The sequence below is a fragment of the Limimaricola litoreus genome, assembly GCF_024159025.1.
GTDB lineage: Bacteria > Pseudomonadota > Alphaproteobacteria > Rhodobacterales > Rhodobacteraceae > Limimaricola > Limimaricola litoreus.
Genome location: NZ_JAMYXC010000210.1, coordinates 15,472 through 30,142, shown reverse-complemented (window position 1 = coordinate 30,142; position 14,671 = coordinate 15,472). Strand labels below are relative to the sequence as shown.

The following is a 14,671-nucleotide window of genomic DNA, read 5'->3' as shown; positions in this document are numbered from 1 at the left end:
CAGGACGCCGGACAAGGAGAAGACCATGGCTGCCACACCGCCCGAGACCATCTCTATCAAGCGCGAAGAGGGCGACAGCAAAGGTCGCTACGTCGCCCGGTTTGAGGGGATCGAGGCCGAGATGACCTATTCGCGTGCGGGACAGGCGATGATCATCATCGACCATACGCATGTGCCCGACGCGCTGCGAGGCCGCTCGGTGGGGCAGGCTCTCGTTCAACGCGCCGTCGAAGACGCGCGCGCCGAAGGCCGGTCCATCGTCCCGCTCTGCCCTTTTGCAAAGGCCCAGATCGCGCGCCACCCCGAGTGGCAGGATGTGTTGAAACATTGAGTGCAGCCGACCGTCATGACCGAGCACGCGGTCCGAAAGCGGCGCGGCGCGGCGGCCCGTGTCCCGATCTGGCATGTGAAAAGCGCGGGCGCATGAGCGGGCACCGGCCTGCCGGTTTCTTCCGCGCGTCACGGGTCGGGCAGCTAGGGCGCGCTTGCCGAAATGCCCCGGAGGATGGATGAATCGGCTGGATTGCGACCGCATGTTCGCCGCTGTGATGGAAACCGGGAGCTTTGCCGGCGCGGCGGAAAAGCTTCGAACCAGCTCGGGGCAGGCCTCGAAGCTCGTGTCCCGGCTGGAAGCCGAGCTGGGTGTTCGACTTCTGAACCGGACGACCCGTGCCGTCTCCGCGACCGAGGCCGGGCGCGCCTATCATGATCGGTTGCGCCCCCTTCTCGACGCGTTCGACGACCTCGATCTTTCGATCCGGAACATCTCGCAAACGCCCACGGGGCGGCTCAGGGTCAGTGCGCCGCTCACCTTCGGAGCGCTGGCGCTGACGCCCGCGCTCAACGAGTTCGCGCTGCGGTTTCCTGAGATCGCGCTCGATGTCAGCTTTTCGGACCGCATGGTGAATCTCGTCGACGAGGGCTTCGACATGGCGGTACGGATCGGGAAACCCGAGGATTCCAGCCTGATCAGCCGCCGGCTTTGCAAGGCCCGGATCGTCGTGATCGCAGCGCCGGACTACCTCGACCGGCGCGGCACCCCGGCTGCGCCGGAAGAGCTTGGCGGCCACGACTGCATCATCGACGCGAACTACCGCGACCCCACGCATTGGCCTTTCCTCGGCGCAGGCGGACCCCTGACCGTCCAGGTGGGCGGCCGCATACGCTATTCCAACGCGGAGGCCTGCCTGCGCGCCGCGGAGGCCGGGCTGGGGATCGCCCGGGTGCCGGCCTTCGTCGCGGGCGAGGCGATCGGAGCGGGGCGGGTCGCCCTTTTGCTCGAGCGGTACGAGGCCGCGCCTTACGAGGTTCATGCGCTCTATCCCCATAGCCGCCACCTGGCGGCAAAGGTCCGCGCCCTCGTGGACTTTCTGGCAAAACGCTACCGCGACAGGCCGGATTGGGAGGTGAACTGGTAGTCATTCATTCCATACCGGATGCAATCATCTTCCAATTCGGTGGATTATAATTCGGCAGGAAGGAGGTCATGTTCTCCTTAACAGCGACATGCCGCGACATGCGGCCTCAAGGAGAACCGACATGACCTATGCCAACACCCAGACCTCTTCGCGACCGACCCTCATCGAGGGCGTCACCAATGCGGACCTCGCCGCCACGATCCTTCGTGTCACCATGGGCATCTTCTTTCTCGCCCATGCCGGTCTGAAGATCTTCATCTTCACGCCTGCCGGGACGGCCGGCTACTTCGCCAGCCTCGGCCTGCCCGAACCGCTCGCCTATCTCGTCATCCTGGCCGAGCTTTTCGGTGGCATCGCCCTGATCCTCGGGCTCTACAGCCGCTGGGTCTCGCTGGCGCTGGTCCCGATCCTGCTCGGTTCGATCTACGTGCCGCATGGCGCGGCCGGCTTCTTCTTTTCCAACGAAGGCGGCGGCTGGGAATTCCCGGCGTTCTGGGCGGTCACCCTTGTCGTTCAGGCCCTGCTGGGCGACGGGGCCTATGCTCTGAAGCGAAATCGCGGCTGATACTGCAAGACGGCCGCGGGCAATGCCCGCGGCCGTTGTCGGATTGACGGACCACCGTGTCACGGTGGTCCGTTCATTTCTGTGCGCCTTGGCTCTTACCGAGCGAGTTTCCCGGCATACTCGACCAGGCGCCTGGCCTGGAACTCGACCGACTTCTTGCCCGTCTCGTCCAGGGGCCCGGGCGTGCAGGAATAGCCATAGGGGTTGCCGCCATCCTCGAACTTCACCGGGTCTGCATACCCCGGCGCAACGATGACCGAGCCCCAGTGCATGGCCGTGACGTAGATCGACTGAAGCGTGGTCTCCTGTCCACCATGCGGGTTCTGCGCCGAGGTGGTCGCGGTGACGGCCTTGTTGGCGAGCGCACCCGTTTGCCACAACGGCCCCAGCGTATCGACGAAGGCCCGGAACTGGCTGGCCGGAACGCCGAAGCGGGTCGGCACGGAAATGAAATAGCCGTTTGCCCACTCCATGTCGTCGAGGGACACTTCGGGGATATCCTGCATCTTCTCGAGCTGCTCGCGCCAGGCCTGCTGGCCTTCCACCACCTCGCGCGGCGCAGTTTCCCGCACGCGGCGCAGCCGGACTTCCGCCCCGGCGGCCTCGGCCGCACGCGCGGCTTCGAGCGCGATGCCATGGTTGGTTCCGTAGGTGGAATAGAAGATGATGGCGATCTTGGTGGACATTCATGTCTCCTTTGCTGTGGTTGGTAGGATCGGGGGGTCAACGGAGGCGCATCAGCCGTGTTCCTTGGGCGTGACCTGATGAAGACCATGGATCGCCTGCGTCATGCGGGCCTCCTTTCGTGCGATGATTCAAGGGTAGTAGACACCGCCCATGGCGCGCCGCGGCTTGGTCCTGTCCTGCGGCAGGGGGATGAAATCCTCCTCGTCGCCCGGCACGGTGTCGAACCGACCCCTGGCCCATTCCTCCTTGGCGGCCTCGATCCGCTCGGGGCGCGACGAGACGAAGTTCCACCAGATGTAGCGGGGCCCACCCATCGGCGCGCCGCCGAAGAGCATGAAGCGCGCCGTCGATCTGGCCCGCACGGTGATCGCATCGCCGGGGCGCAGGACCAGAAGCTGGCCGGGTTCGAAGCGGTCCCCCGCGATCTCGATTTCGCCAGAGATCGTGTAGAGGGCGCGCTCCTCGTAATCGGCGTCGATCGGCATCTGCCTGCCCGCCTGAAGCTCGATGTCGCCATAGAGCGTCTCGGAGGACGTCTTGAGGGCGGAGGTCTTGCCAAAGGCCTGCCCGGCAATGATGCGCGCCTTGATCCCCTCGGCTTCGAACAGCGGCAGATTGTCCGATCCGTGATGAATGAATTCCGGCGCGGATTCCTCCTGCGCCTCGGGCAGGGCCATCCAGGTCTGCAGGCCGAAAAGACGCTGACCGGTCTGTTTCTTCTTCTCCGATGTGCGCTCCGAATGGACGATGCCCTGCCCCGCCTTCATCCAGTTGACCGCGCCCGGGCGAATGGTCTGTTCGGTGCCAAGCGAGTCGCGGTGCAGGATCTCGCCCTCGAACAGATAGGTCAGCGTCGCGAGGTTGATGTGCGGATGGGGGCGCACGTCGATGCCGTGATCCGTCAGGAATTCAGCCGGCCCCATCTGGTCGAAGAAGATGAACGGCCCGACCATCTGGCGCTTGGTGGACGGAAGGGCGCGGCGAACCTCCATCTCGCCCAGATCCACCGCGCGCGGCACGATCAGGGTTTCGACCGCGTTCACCGTCTCTCTGTCTCCGAGGACCGGGTCGGGGCATGGGCTCCAGCTCATGACGGGCACTCCTTGGCTTGCCGTTCGGTTTTCACTGATATAGCTCCCTGACCTCGGCTGGTAAGTCGTTACCTTTCGGATAGCGGCTTACCGGTTTCGCGCAGCACCCGAGGAAACCACCGTGACGAAAGACATCACCCCCGATCTCTGCCCGGCAGACCCGATCCTGCGGGTGATGACAGGGCGCTGGAAGACGCATATCGTCTACTTGCTGGGCGAGGACGGCCCGACCCGGTTCACCGCCATACAGCGCCGCCTGCCCCCGATTTCTCCCAAGGTGCTGACAAGCCGGCTTCGGGAACTGGAGCAGGATGGTCTGGTCTGGCGCGTGCAGGAAGAAACGATCCCGCCCAAGGTCACCTACGGCCTGACCGAACTGGGCCTCGAGGTTCATGCGATCCTGAAGTCCTTCGATGCGGTGGGACGAAAGCTGAAGTCTGCTCCGCCGGATAGCCCGGCCTGATCAATCCCGGTGAACGGGGCGAGGCACGCCGGGCCGCCCGAACGCGCATTCGAGGCTGGACCGATCCCAGCCGCCCGTCTTCGCCGCCGCCTCGTAGGTCGATTGTAAAAAGGACATCAGCATGGCCGCGGGGTCGTCGCTTGCCTGAACGGCCGCATAGGGCAGCAGGAATTCCCCAAGCGTCTCGTCGAACCGCGCTTCTGCCGGCGCGACCGGCTGATCGGCAAACCCATCCGGGGCCGGATAGGCATAGGAGTAGAACATCGGCTCATCCACGCCGTTGCCGCCCGGCCAGAATCCCGCCGACGAGACCTCGTGGCTATAGGCCTCCTGCGCCACGTCATCCGGCAGATTCGGGATGCCCGCGGGGTGCAGCGGCGCGCGCCGCCCCGTGAACCTCGTCACAGCCAGATCGAACGAGCCCCAGAACAGATGCACGGGCGAGACCTTGCCGAGAAAGCCGGTACGGAAACGCTCGAACACCGGGACGATGCGCAAGAGCGCGCCGTGATATCGGGATACCGCCTCGGCATCATAGGGGCGCGTTTCGGTGTCTTCGGCAAAGGGCACCGCGTTCGGCATCTCGTTCGGCGCGCCGTGAATATCGAACGTCCCCCCGCATCTCTCGACCGCCGCGCGCGTGCGCGCCAGGAAATCCGCCACGCTCATCGCTTCGAGCGCAAAGCCGTCCTGTGCGCCGCCATCGGCCTGAACGACCAACCGGTGCGCGACGAGATCCAGATCGAGGCTGAAGCAGCCCTTGGCCTCATGCACCGGGCCCGTGCTCAGACCGCGCGGCGTGACGTAAAGCGTCGCATGCCAGGAATGATTGACCCATGGCGTATGCGCGAGGCGATACTTGCCCAGGATCTGCGACGCCATGTGCAACATGCCGCAGGTCTCGGCCCAATCGGCATAGGGCAACGGCGGCCAGCCTTTCGCGACCGACCCGCTCATGCCCCGATCGGCTCCATGTTCTGGCGCTTCAGCGCCAGCTGGACCCCCTCGTCGGCCTCCATGCGCCCGAGATGCTTTTTCAGGGCCGGGTAATCGTCGAAGGACAGGGGCGTCTTCTCGATCCAGCGCGTCAGCACATAGAGGAACGTGTCGGCAAAGCTGCGCTGGCCGAGATACCATTCGCCGCCATTATCGTTCAGGATGCCGTCTATCCGCCGGTAGTGACCGTCGAGCTTCTCGTAGGTCTTGCGCCTGACCTCCTCGATCGCCGCATCCGTTTCGGCGAAGTTCTGGGGCCCGAAATGTCCGCCATAATCGGCGTGAACCTCCGAGGTCATGTAGGACAGCGCCTCGGCTTCCTTGCGGCCGAGCTTCGTATCGCGCGCATAGCCTTCGCCGCCATGCGCGGCCCCGAGCCACGCGAGGATCGCCGAGGCTTCGGTCAGCACGTCGCCATCATCGAAGCGCAGCGCCGGGACCTTTCCCTTCGGATTGATCGCCAGATAGTCGTCCTTCTTGTGATCGCCGTAGGCCATGGCATGAACCTCGACCGGCGCATCGAGCCAGGCCACGGCGATGTTCGGCGATAACGAGCAGGTTCCAGGCATGGTGTAGAGCATCGGCATGATTGATATCCTTTTGAAATCGTTTGAACCGGGTTGCAGTTGCCTAGGAGGCGGCACCGTGTGAAAGCGCCTTCGGATCGCGCAGGCTCAAGGTGTAATGGATCGTCTGTGCGACAACCTTGCCGTCTTCGATCACGAAGGAATCCGCGCCGTCATGCACCGCGACCGCGCCGCAATCGGCCGTCCATTCGAGCAAGGCGAAGCGCCCCTCGACGAGTCGGTTGATGTATCCATACTCCGCGTCGGGAATTTCGTTCTGCAGCATGCCGGCCAGCTGGCGCAGGCCCTCATGCCCATGAAAAACACCGCGATTGGTCAGCACCACGCAATCTTCAGAGAAGTTGCGCGCGATGTCCTCCTCGAACCGCCCCTGCTGCGCCAGATCGAGATGATCCTCGAAGACCTCATGCGTGCTGCGATGTGCGGGTTCGTCCATGTGATCCGCCCCTCGATAAGAGTACTTTTACCTAGTCGGATTGCGCCGCCGCGAAGGCGGAGAAACCGGCCAGAAACCGCTTCAGCCTGTCGCGCATCTGATCGTCCGTCATGCGTCCCTGGTCGTCGAACACGTTGCCCGCTCGCGCCACCATGAGTCGCCCCTCGCACCATGGGCGTGTCCCCAGGGTTCGAAGCACGCTCAACCAGGCATCCTGCGACAGGATCGTGCCGAACCCGCCGGGCGAGGCGCCGAGCACGGCCACCGGCTTGCCGCCGAAGACGCGGCTGATGTCCTTCGCGGGGCGGCTGGTCCAATCGATCGCGTTCTTGAACACGCCGGGGATGGAGTTGTTGTACTCGGGCGTGAAAAGCAGCAGGCCATCGGCCTTGGCGATCTGGTCCTTCAGCGTTTCGACAGCAGCGGGTATTCCTGAAGCCGCTTCCTCATCGCCGTTGTAAAGCGGGATATCCGCAATGCTGCCTTCGGCAAGTGTCGCGCCATCGGGCATCAATTCCTGCGCCGCGCGCAACAGGGCGGTGTTGTAGGACCCTTGCCGCAGGCTCCCCGATATTCCCAGAATGCGCATACCGTTCTCCTCTGCTGGGTCTCACCTAGGACGAGACGCAATGTCTCCCACCGTTTTTTTCGCGTTCATCGACGGCACGGGTCGGTTACCAATCGGTAACCACTTCCGATCGGCAGGCACCGATCTAGGTCGATCCGTGATGGTCGACTGCAACGCCGGGAAAGAAAGGTTTCGCATGAAGTTCGAATGGGGCGCATGTCATGCGCGGCATCAAGCCCGGGCCTCCTTGCGAGCGGTCCGCTGCCGCCCGGCGTCAGAGGCTTGCAATCCGGGGTCTGTCCAGTCCTGCAACAAACAGGCGGATCGCAGGACCGGCGCAAGCACAGGCGGGGTGAGCCGCGTATGAGCCTTCGCCTCGTTCCGCCGATCACGCTCGGCCTGATGGCTTGCGCGGCTCCTGCCCTTGCCGCGGGGGAGACCGAAGGGCCCACCGTCCTAGGGCTCGTCGGCATGGAGATCGCCTTTCTCGAAGCCCTCGCGCTAATCGCGCTCGCCTGCCTGTTCGTGCCCTTGTCGCGCGCGCTGGGGCTGGGCACGGTGATCGGCTACCTCGTCGCCGGGATCGCCGCGGGCATAGGCCTGTCGTTCTCTTTCACGCGGCATCCAGGGGAACTGCTGCATTTCGCCGAGTTCGGCGTGGTCCTGTTCCTGTTCGTGATCGGTCTCGAGTTTCGGCCTGCCCGCCTGTGGGAGATGCGCGGCACCATCTTCGGGAGAGGGCTGGCGCAGGTGCTTGCTTGTGCGGTCCTGCTCGCGGTGCCGGCCCTGCTCTTCGGCCTCGACTGGCGCGCGGCCCTTATCATCGGACTGGGGCTCGCCCTGTCGTCGACCGCCCTCGTGATGCGCGAAATCGACGAGAGCGGCGAGAGGGACACGCCCTTCGGGCAGACCGCCATCGCGGTGCTGCTGTTCGAGGATCTGGCCATCGTACCGCTGCTGCTGCTTGTCACGCTTCTGGCACCATCGGGCGTGGACGCAAGCTGGGCCGATAATGCGCGTGCACTTGCATTGGGCCTTGGCGCCATCGCGCTGCTGATCACGATCGGCCGCTATGCGCTGGACCCGATGTTCCGGGTCATCGCGCGCACACGCACGCCCGAGCTGATGACGGCCGCGGCGCTCGGCGTCGTGGTGTTCGCAGCCCTGGTGATGGCCTCGGTCGGCCTGTCCTATGCGATGGGGGCCTTCATCGCCGGCGTAATGCTGGCCGACTCCTCGTTTCGCCACGAGGTGGAGGCGGATATAGAGCCGTTCCGGGGCCTGTTCATGGGGCTGTTCTTCGTGGCGGTCGGCCTGTCGCTCGATCTGAACGCCGTGGCCCAGAACTGGCTGGTGATCGCGATTGCGGTGCCGCTGCTGATCGTGCTCAAGGGTCTCGCCATCTACGCGGTCAATCGCGCCTTCGGCACCGAACACCGGATCGCGCTTCGGATCGCCTTCGCCATGGCGCAACATGGCGAGTTCGGCTTCGTCCTCTTCGCCGCCGCCAGCGCCGCCCTGATCCTGCCGGGCGACGTGGCCTCGGTCGTGGTGACGATCGTCACCCTGTCGATGGCCCTTTCCTCACAGTCCGACCGCGCCTATCGCATGGTGGCCAGCGAGCAGAAACGCGAGACAATCGACGAGGAATACTCGGATGCCGACGGATCGGTGCTGGTGATCGGGTTCGGCCGGGTCGGGCAACTCGTCGCGCAGCCGCTCCTCGAGAAGTACAACGTCACCTTGCTCGATCATGACGCCGACCGCATCCGCGAAGCGAAACGCTTCGGCGCGCGGGTTCATTTCGGCGATGGCACGCGGGCCGAGGTTCTGCAGGCCGCGGGCGCCGGCCGCGCAGAGGTGATCGTGGTTGCGACCGACGATCCCGACACGACGCTTCGCATCGTCCGGCTCCTGCGCCGCCAGTTCCCGAGCCCCGCCCTCGTCGTCCGGGCCCATGATCGCATTCACGCGGTCCGGCTTGCGGCCGAAGGGGTTCCTCCGGAGGCGATCGTGCGAGAGACACTGCTCTCCTCCCTGTCCATGGGAGAGCTGACCTTGCAAGCGCTTGGCCATGCCAATGAGGCGGCGAGCAGTGTGGTGCAACATGTGCGCGAAAAAGACGCCGCCCGCCTTTCAAAACAGATCGTCGCCGCGCGCGATGCGGGCGGGCGCGAGGCCATCGTCGCCGCCATCGCGCCCGAGCCGGTCGATCGTGCCTAGCGTTCCACCGGTGCACAAGGCCGGTCGGGCCCCTGCGCGATCAGGCGCAAGCCCCCGGTTGCCTCTCCCGAGCGATCGTCAGCTTTCGGCCTCGCAGGTCATGAGCCTGTCTTCGGCGATGAGGTCGGTGAGCATGCCGTCCTCGCCCTTGACCCACCATTCGTATTGCCCGGAGACATAGCGCGCGCCCGACGCGGCCACCACCTGGACGAAGATGCGCTGCTCGTCCTCGACCGGGACAAGCGCCAGGCTTTCGGCACCCGACAGGACATACCGCACTTCGATGGAGGGGATTTCCCCGCAGGCATAGGTGCTGGTCGTCAGCTGCGCGTCGACCAGCTGCAGGCCGACCGAGAGCGATGTATCGGCCAGAGCCGCCGAGGAGGACAGTGCGAGAAGGATGGCACTCGAAATCGTTCTTTTCATTTGGGATCATTCCTGACGCGTGAAAACAGGCAGCGCATGGCGGGTCGATACAGCAGGCCCCGCGCCGGTTCGAGTCCCCGTTTCGCAAATATCGCCATGGCGTCTCCATTTCATGGTCCGGCATATTGCGTTTGACCGAACCGCGGGGAAAAACCGAAGAACTGGGAGCGATCTGTGATTGCCCTCCTGTCTTTTTGGAAGATTTCTTCCTAGCCCTCAGGGAGAGGCTTGCTTATTTTTTTGGACCTCCTATATCCGAGCCATGACCATGTTCAGCACTCATAAGAGGTTCCTGCTCACCGCAGGAAAGCTACTGAACCGCCGGTAACCCCGGGCGGGCAAGCCATGGTGCTTGTTCACGTCTCGGGGGTTTTTGATCTCTCACAGATCCAATCGACACGACAAAGGCGTCATATCCGCAATACAGGGCACGCGTTCGCGGGTCTTGCTTTCGTGTGAAACGGCGCCAGTCGTCCCGGCATCAGTAAATTCAGGGCTGAAAGAACATGTCAATATACATCACGCGCGAAATGATCGATACCTCCATTCGGAAGAGCAAGACTCAAATGAACGGCTCCATCTTCACGGTTCTTTTCCGGTGGGTGCGCAAGCAACTGCAACGACGCCGCATGATATTCGACCTTCAAGCGATGGATGACAAGATGCTCGACGATATCGGAATCCATCGAGCGGATATTCCGCGCCTTGTCGGTTCGTTGGGCGATCGCGATCTGCGCATGCAAAGCATGGGGCCGACCTACAGGACGTAAGGAGCGAAATTGCCTTTCCGGCGTCCGGCGGGCCAGCACCATGCGCCGGACACGCCCGCCGCCGGTCCTGTTCACCTATCGCATTCAACCCCGCGCAATGAGGATCGAGATAATGTTTTACCAGATGAATATCGAAAACCCGCCAACCATTGAAACCGCGCCCAATGGCACATGCATTGCCCGCTGGGAGGATGACGGAGGCGGGCCCGACCCCATCGCGTTGGCCGATCGCTCGCCGGGTCCGAAAGCGCGCCGTATCGGTGGGCTGCCCCCCGCGAGATCTTTGCGGCATCGGGCCAAACATGTCTGCTTCGAAAAGGCGAACCATTAATGAAGCCCCCCCCGGAATGAACATCATGTAGCGTGATGCAGCGGATAAATGGGTAGGCGCTCAGGACGAACAGACCACCACGACGATCATTCGTGGCGCCAAAATGAACTTTATTCGAAACAGATGCCGGCGCCCCGATCCCGCGCCCATTTCGGAATGCCGCCCCAAATCTTTTCTCTAACGATGGAGGCACCATTGACGATCACCATGAAGCACGGCCGATACTCCGAAGACGCCAAACCCGTCGACCGCAATGCCGTGGCCATTGCCGACGCCCTGTCCGATGCTCTGACGGACACCTACCGCCTCGTGCTGAAGACCCATGCCTGCCACTGGAACGTGGTGGGCGCAATGTTCTACCCGCTGCACCAGATGACCGAAGAGCACTACACCGACATGTTCACCGCCGCGGATGTTCTGGCCGAACGCATCAGGGCCCTGGGAAAACGCGCCTCAGTGAAGCCTGTCCGGATGATCGACGGCCTGGACACGGGTGCGGATCTGACGGCGGACGAGATGGTCAGGGGGCTGTTGTCGGATCACGAGGCGCTGTCGCGGCGCTTTTATGCCCTCGTGGAGGCCGCCGAGATTTCGGGCGATCCGGTCACCGCCGACCTCGCGACGGAGCGCGCGGCATTCCACGACAAGGCGGCCTGGATGCTACGAGCGACAGCCGCATGAACGCGGCCCGTCGCGGCACCAGGCAAAGGAAATGCCCCGGCTTCGGCCGGGGTATTTTCATTGATGCGGTCCCGGCGCGGCCCTCAATCGCCGGACCGCCTTCACGTTCGAAATGAATTGTCCCGTCCGGGGACAAGATTGCGGAGCAGGCCATGGCATACAAACTACGCGAACTCCTGGCGCCCGTGAAATCGCTGCTCGGCGGCACGACAGCCTTCATGGCCGGAAACAGCCTGCTCGGCGTCGTTCTGCCGCTTCGCATGGAAGCCGGGGGCTATCCGGTCGCGCTGACGGGCGCGATCATGGCGGCCTATTACCTCGGTCTCGCTTTCGGTGGGATGAAGTGCAAGCACGTCATCCTGCGGATCGGACATATCCGGGCATTCTCGGCCTTTGCCGCGCTCACCGCCGCGATCTGTCTGGCCTATGCGTTCTTCTTCAACCCGGCGGCCTGGATGATGCTGAGGCTCGTCAACGGGTTCTGCATCGCCGGCATGACGACGGCGATCGAAAGCTGGCTCAACGATCGCAGCAGCAACGAAACCCGCGGCCGCGTTCTCGGCTATTACATGCTGACCTTCTACCTCGCCATCGCCCTTGGCCAGACCTTGGTGAACACAGCCCCCGTCGCGGGAAGCGATCTTCTGATGATGTCGGCGGCGCTGATCGGACTGTCGCTCGTTCCCGTGGCCCTGACGACCCTGGGAGAGCCGAGCCTGGGCGAGTTGCGCGTTCTGAACGTGAAGGAGCTGTTCGAAGCCTCCCGCGTCGGCGTGGTCGGCGCCGGCGTGGCGGGCATTCTCGTCGGCTCCTTCTACGCCCTGGGGGTCGTCTTTGCCCGCCAGATCGGGCTGAGCGTGACGGAGGCTGCGCTGTTCATGAGCACCGTGGTGCTCGGCGGGCTGAGCTTTCAGGTGCCTATCGGCATACTGGCGGACATGTTCGACCGGCGGATCGTCATGTCCTTGATGCTGATCGGGGTGGGCGTGTCGTGGGGTCTGCTATCGAAGTCGATCGCGAACGAGGTGTCTCTGCCCGCCCTGATGCTCATGGCGCTGGTCTTTGGCGGTGCCATCAGCAGTGTCTACCCGCTCTGCGTCGCGCAGACCTTCGACCGGCTGGACAAGAGATACTACGTCGCGGCCTCGGGGCGGCTGCTGATGGTCTATTCGATCGGCGCGGCGATCGGCCCGTTGCTCGCCTCGGCCCTCATGTCGCTTTACGGACCGTTCTCGTTCTTCCTATTCGAATCCGCCATCGCGATCGCTTATGCGCTGTTCGTTCTCGTCCACATCCAAGCAAGGCCCGAGATGCCCGTGGGCGAACGCGAGAAATTCGTGCCGCTCCCTGACATTTCGCCCGTTACCGTGGGGCTCGACCCGCGCACGGAGCCCGACCCGACAGAGCCGGACACCCCGTCGGCATCAGCGCCGGAGAGCGCGGTCGACCGGTGACGAAGCGGTCGGTCTGACACGCGAAGCCTTCCGGTCACCTCATTGCGATACCGGAGGCTGGGCCACAGGCAGAGTGAAGCGACGATGGCAGGCATTGTCGAAATATCCGGTGGGTCGGGGCAACGTGTGACGTAATCCGAAAATGAAATGGAATGGGGAGCATGATACTGAAACCAGCGCCGCGTCGTATTCGCATCTGGACCCGAGTTCAGCCGTTTTTCTTTCGGCGGCTCCCTGAGACATCGGCGGTCTTCGCCATGAGCAACTTCGCGCCTTAATGTCGCACACATCTGTCGATTGCTTGAGTTCACGCCGCCAAAGATGTATATAGAACGCATGATGATGTTCAGCCTTCATACGAGGTTCCTGCTTTTCGCAGGCAATCTGCTGAACCGCCGGTAGCCCCGGGCGGTCCGGTCCGGCTGGGCCGGCTTCCGCTCCGGGGTTCTTCTGATCCGCAACGAATCGAACAGGACGACGGCGCAATTGCGCTGTCTGGCAAAAGCGTTCCGCTGGCTCAATCCTTTTGCCCGACGGTTCGCATGCCCCCAAACGTTCTGTTTTGCTGGTCCTTCTACCGGAGAATGACATGTATCTTTCCATCGAAAAAAACGCACTCAATCGGCTGCCTCGCTGCGACCATCCAAAATCGTCACCGGGCGTCATTCGTCGTGGGATCGCGGCTGCCATGCGGGGATGGCAACGTCGCAAGATGATCGCCGCGCTCGAGGCCATGGATGGCAGGCTGCTGCGCGACATCGGGATATATCGTGGTGACATCAAAAACGTCGTATATGGCCTTGATGATCGCGAATTGAGGATGACCCCAGTCGCACGGACCGCTGCGAAGGCGCAACTGAGCCGACATTCGTCCTTCCAATCCACCTGGTAACCGGAAATTCGAATTGCGCCTCGCATGCAACGGTTTCCATGGAGAATGTTCGTGATGCTCAGCAATGTCGATTTCGAAGATCTGTTTCCAGAGTCCTTTTCGCCGAAACCGCGGATCACGGAGAATTGCCGACCGCCCTTTGCTCCGGATAGGAACGGTCCGCCCGATCATGATGCCCCGCACGGGTCAAACGGAACGGCGGTCGTCCTGGCAATGACCCCCATCATCGCGACAACCGGAGCCATTCACGCCGTCATGGCGGCTTGGGCGCGAAACGCGCGGTAACGTCGGTCATACGGGAATTCACGAAACTGGGCGGACGTTCAGGCATGAATATACCCGCTCTGTCTTCGATTCAATTCCCGGTCACCCGCAAAGCCGTTTCGATGGGACAATCGTCGAATTGAGGAGGTTGATTTCAGGATCTCGCACGAAACCTATGTCCGGTTCCCTGCACCGAACAGCCTGGTGCCCCGGGCGGTCTGCGCAAGGACGCGTCAAGCACCGGCCCGGGGTGTCTCGTTCTCGCAAACTTGAAACAAGGGCCATCTGGCCCGGGGAGTATGATCATGACCCTCTTGAAACTGGTACGGCCATCGACAGACCCGGCCATTCCATTGATGCTGGAACAAACCGCTCTCGGCGCGGGATTTGCGCTGACCCTCGCAGATCGCCTCGCCATCGAGCGCCTGCTTGACGACGGCGCGACGCTCATCGCACCCAATCCGCTGCTCCTGACGGGCCTTCTGCGTCACAAGCTGCGGATCTCGCGCGCGGCCAGAGAGCCCGCGGCGCACGATCTCGTCGTGTCCGGTCGCACCGTCACCTACGAGATCGAAGGAGAGGGCATCCGCACCGGGATGCTCAGCACGTCGTGCATGCCGTTCCCGAACCATGTCATCGTCGCTTCCCTGCTCGGTGCCACGCTGATCGGGATGCGAGCGCTGCAGACGGGGCCGCTGCTGCGCAGCGATGGAAGCGTCACCTCGGTCACCATACTCGATGTAGCTGCGTGCCCGGTCGAGGCCGCGGCCTGACCGATGAACGATCCGCCTCGTCATGATGACGTCTTTGATCGGCATC

At 63.3% G+C, this 14,671-nt stretch carries 18 protein-coding genes; 11 read left to right on the top strand and 7 right to left on the bottom strand.

From position 1 onward, the window contains the following. The first annotated feature begins 25 nt into the window (after positions 1–25). The 3 genes from NHG85_RS13550 (at position 26) to NHG85_RS13540 (ending at position 1,983) form a co-directional block, all read left to right on the top strand. Positions 26–331: a GNAT family N-acetyltransferase gene (locus NHG85_RS13550; RefSeq protein WP_253333325.1), complete on the top strand. Its 306-nt coding sequence runs from the start codon at positions 26–28 to the stop codon at positions 329–331. Positions 332–509: 178 nt separating this feature from the next. Then, entirely contained in the window at positions 510–1,418 is a 909-nt protein-coding gene (locus tag NHG85_RS13545) for a LysR family transcriptional regulator (protein ID WP_256500416.1), read from the top strand. Positions 1,419–1,539: 121 nt separating this feature from the next. After that, complete coding sequence (locus tag NHG85_RS13540) at positions 1,540–1,983, top strand: DoxX family protein (RefSeq protein ID WP_253333235.1); 444 nt, start codon at positions 1,540–1,542, stop codon at positions 1,981–1,983. A 95-nt stretch (positions 1,984–2,078) separates the two neighbouring features. Here the strand turns inward: NHG85_RS13540 and NHG85_RS13535 are convergent, their stop codons facing one another. Continuing rightward, positions 2,079–2,669: an NAD(P)H-dependent oxidoreductase gene (locus NHG85_RS13535; RefSeq protein WP_253333233.1), complete on the bottom strand. Its 591-nt coding sequence runs from the start codon at positions 2,667–2,669 to the stop codon at positions 2,079–2,081. A 129-nt stretch (positions 2,670–2,798) separates the two neighbouring features. Continuing rightward, positions 2,799–3,761, bottom strand: a complete 963-nt coding sequence (locus NHG85_RS13530) for a pirin family protein (protein WP_253333231.1) — start codon at positions 3,759–3,761, stop codon at positions 2,799–2,801. 121 nt (positions 3,762–3,882) lie between these two features. Between NHG85_RS13530 and NHG85_RS13525 the strand changes: the two genes are divergently transcribed. Then, positions 3,883–4,224 carry a winged helix-turn-helix transcriptional regulator gene (locus NHG85_RS13525; protein ID WP_253333229.1) on the top strand — a complete coding sequence of 114 codons (342 nt, stop codon included), beginning with the start codon at positions 3,883–3,885 and terminating at the stop codon, positions 4,222–4,224. Here NHG85_RS13525 and NHG85_RS13520 read toward each other — a convergent pair whose 3' ends face one another. The 4 genes from NHG85_RS13520 to NHG85_RS13505 are packed head-to-tail and all read right to left on the bottom strand — an operon-like array spanning position 4,225 to position 6,832. Beyond that, complete coding sequence (locus NHG85_RS13520; RefSeq protein WP_256500415.1) at positions 4,225–5,181, bottom strand: DUF5996 family protein; 957 nt, start codon at positions 5,179–5,181, stop codon at positions 4,225–4,227. After that, positions 5,178–5,807 carry a glutathione S-transferase family protein gene (locus NHG85_RS13515; protein ID WP_253333227.1) on the bottom strand — a complete coding sequence of 210 codons (630 nt, stop codon included), beginning with the start codon at positions 5,805–5,807 and terminating at the stop codon, positions 5,178–5,180. The genes NHG85_RS13520 and NHG85_RS13515 overlap by 4 nt, the downstream gene beginning before the upstream one ends. 43 nt (positions 5,808–5,850) lie before the next feature. Further along, a complete protein-coding gene (locus NHG85_RS13510) occupies positions 5,851–6,243 on the bottom strand; it encodes a nuclear transport factor 2 family protein (protein ID WP_253333225.1) in 393 nt (130 codons plus the stop codon). A 31-nt stretch (positions 6,244–6,274) separates the two neighbouring features. Continuing rightward, complete coding sequence (locus NHG85_RS13505; protein ID WP_253333223.1) at positions 6,275–6,832, bottom strand: NADPH-dependent FMN reductase; 558 nt, start codon at positions 6,830–6,832, stop codon at positions 6,275–6,277. A 342-nt stretch (positions 6,833–7,174) separates the two neighbouring features. Between NHG85_RS13505 and NHG85_RS13500 the strand changes: the two genes are divergently transcribed. After that, complete coding sequence (locus tag NHG85_RS13500) at positions 7,175–9,034, top strand: monovalent cation:proton antiporter-2 (CPA2) family protein (RefSeq protein WP_253333221.1); 1,860 nt, start codon at positions 7,175–7,177, stop codon at positions 9,032–9,034. Between the two features lie 78 nt (positions 9,035–9,112). On the opposite strand, the gene NHG85_RS13495 is transcribed toward NHG85_RS13500, so the two are convergent. After that, on the bottom strand, positions 9,113–9,460 hold the full coding sequence (locus NHG85_RS13495) for an MliC family protein (RefSeq protein WP_253333220.1): 348 nt from the start codon (positions 9,458–9,460) through the stop codon (positions 9,113–9,115). Positions 9,461–9,966: 506 nt separating this feature from the next. On the opposite strand from NHG85_RS13495, the gene NHG85_RS19870 reads away from it, so the two are divergent. From NHG85_RS19870 to NHG85_RS13465, 6 genes are all read left to right on the top strand, one after another. Next, on the top strand, positions 9,967–10,230 hold the full coding sequence (locus NHG85_RS19870) for a DUF1127 domain-containing protein (protein ID WP_370363027.1): 264 nt from the start codon (positions 9,967–9,969) through the stop codon (positions 10,228–10,230). Positions 10,231–10,342: 112 nt separating this feature from the next. Then, on the top strand, positions 10,343–10,561 hold the full coding sequence (locus NHG85_RS13485; protein ID WP_253333216.1) for a hypothetical protein: 219 nt from the start codon (positions 10,343–10,345) through the stop codon (positions 10,559–10,561). A 195-nt stretch (positions 10,562–10,756) separates the two neighbouring features. Next, the gene (locus NHG85_RS13480) at positions 10,757–11,242 is read left to right on the top strand and encodes a Dps family protein (protein WP_253333214.1); all 486 of its coding nucleotides are present in this window, start codon (positions 10,757–10,759) and stop codon (positions 11,240–11,242) included. A gap of 152 nt (positions 11,243–11,394) precedes the next feature. Further along, positions 11,395–12,696 carry an MFS transporter gene (locus NHG85_RS13475; RefSeq protein ID WP_253333212.1) on the top strand — a complete coding sequence of 434 codons (1,302 nt, stop codon included), beginning with the start codon at positions 11,395–11,397 and terminating at the stop codon, positions 12,694–12,696. Between the two features lie 589 nt (positions 12,697–13,285). Next, positions 13,286–13,588 carry a YjiS-like domain-containing protein gene (locus NHG85_RS13470; protein WP_253333210.1) on the top strand — a complete coding sequence of 101 codons (303 nt, stop codon included), beginning with the start codon at positions 13,286–13,288 and terminating at the stop codon, positions 13,586–13,588. 569 nt (positions 13,589–14,157) lie between these two features. Next, entirely contained in the window at positions 14,158–14,625 is a 468-nt protein-coding gene (locus tag NHG85_RS13465) for a hypothetical protein (protein ID WP_253333208.1), read from the top strand. Positions 14,626–14,671 lie beyond the last annotated feature (46 nt).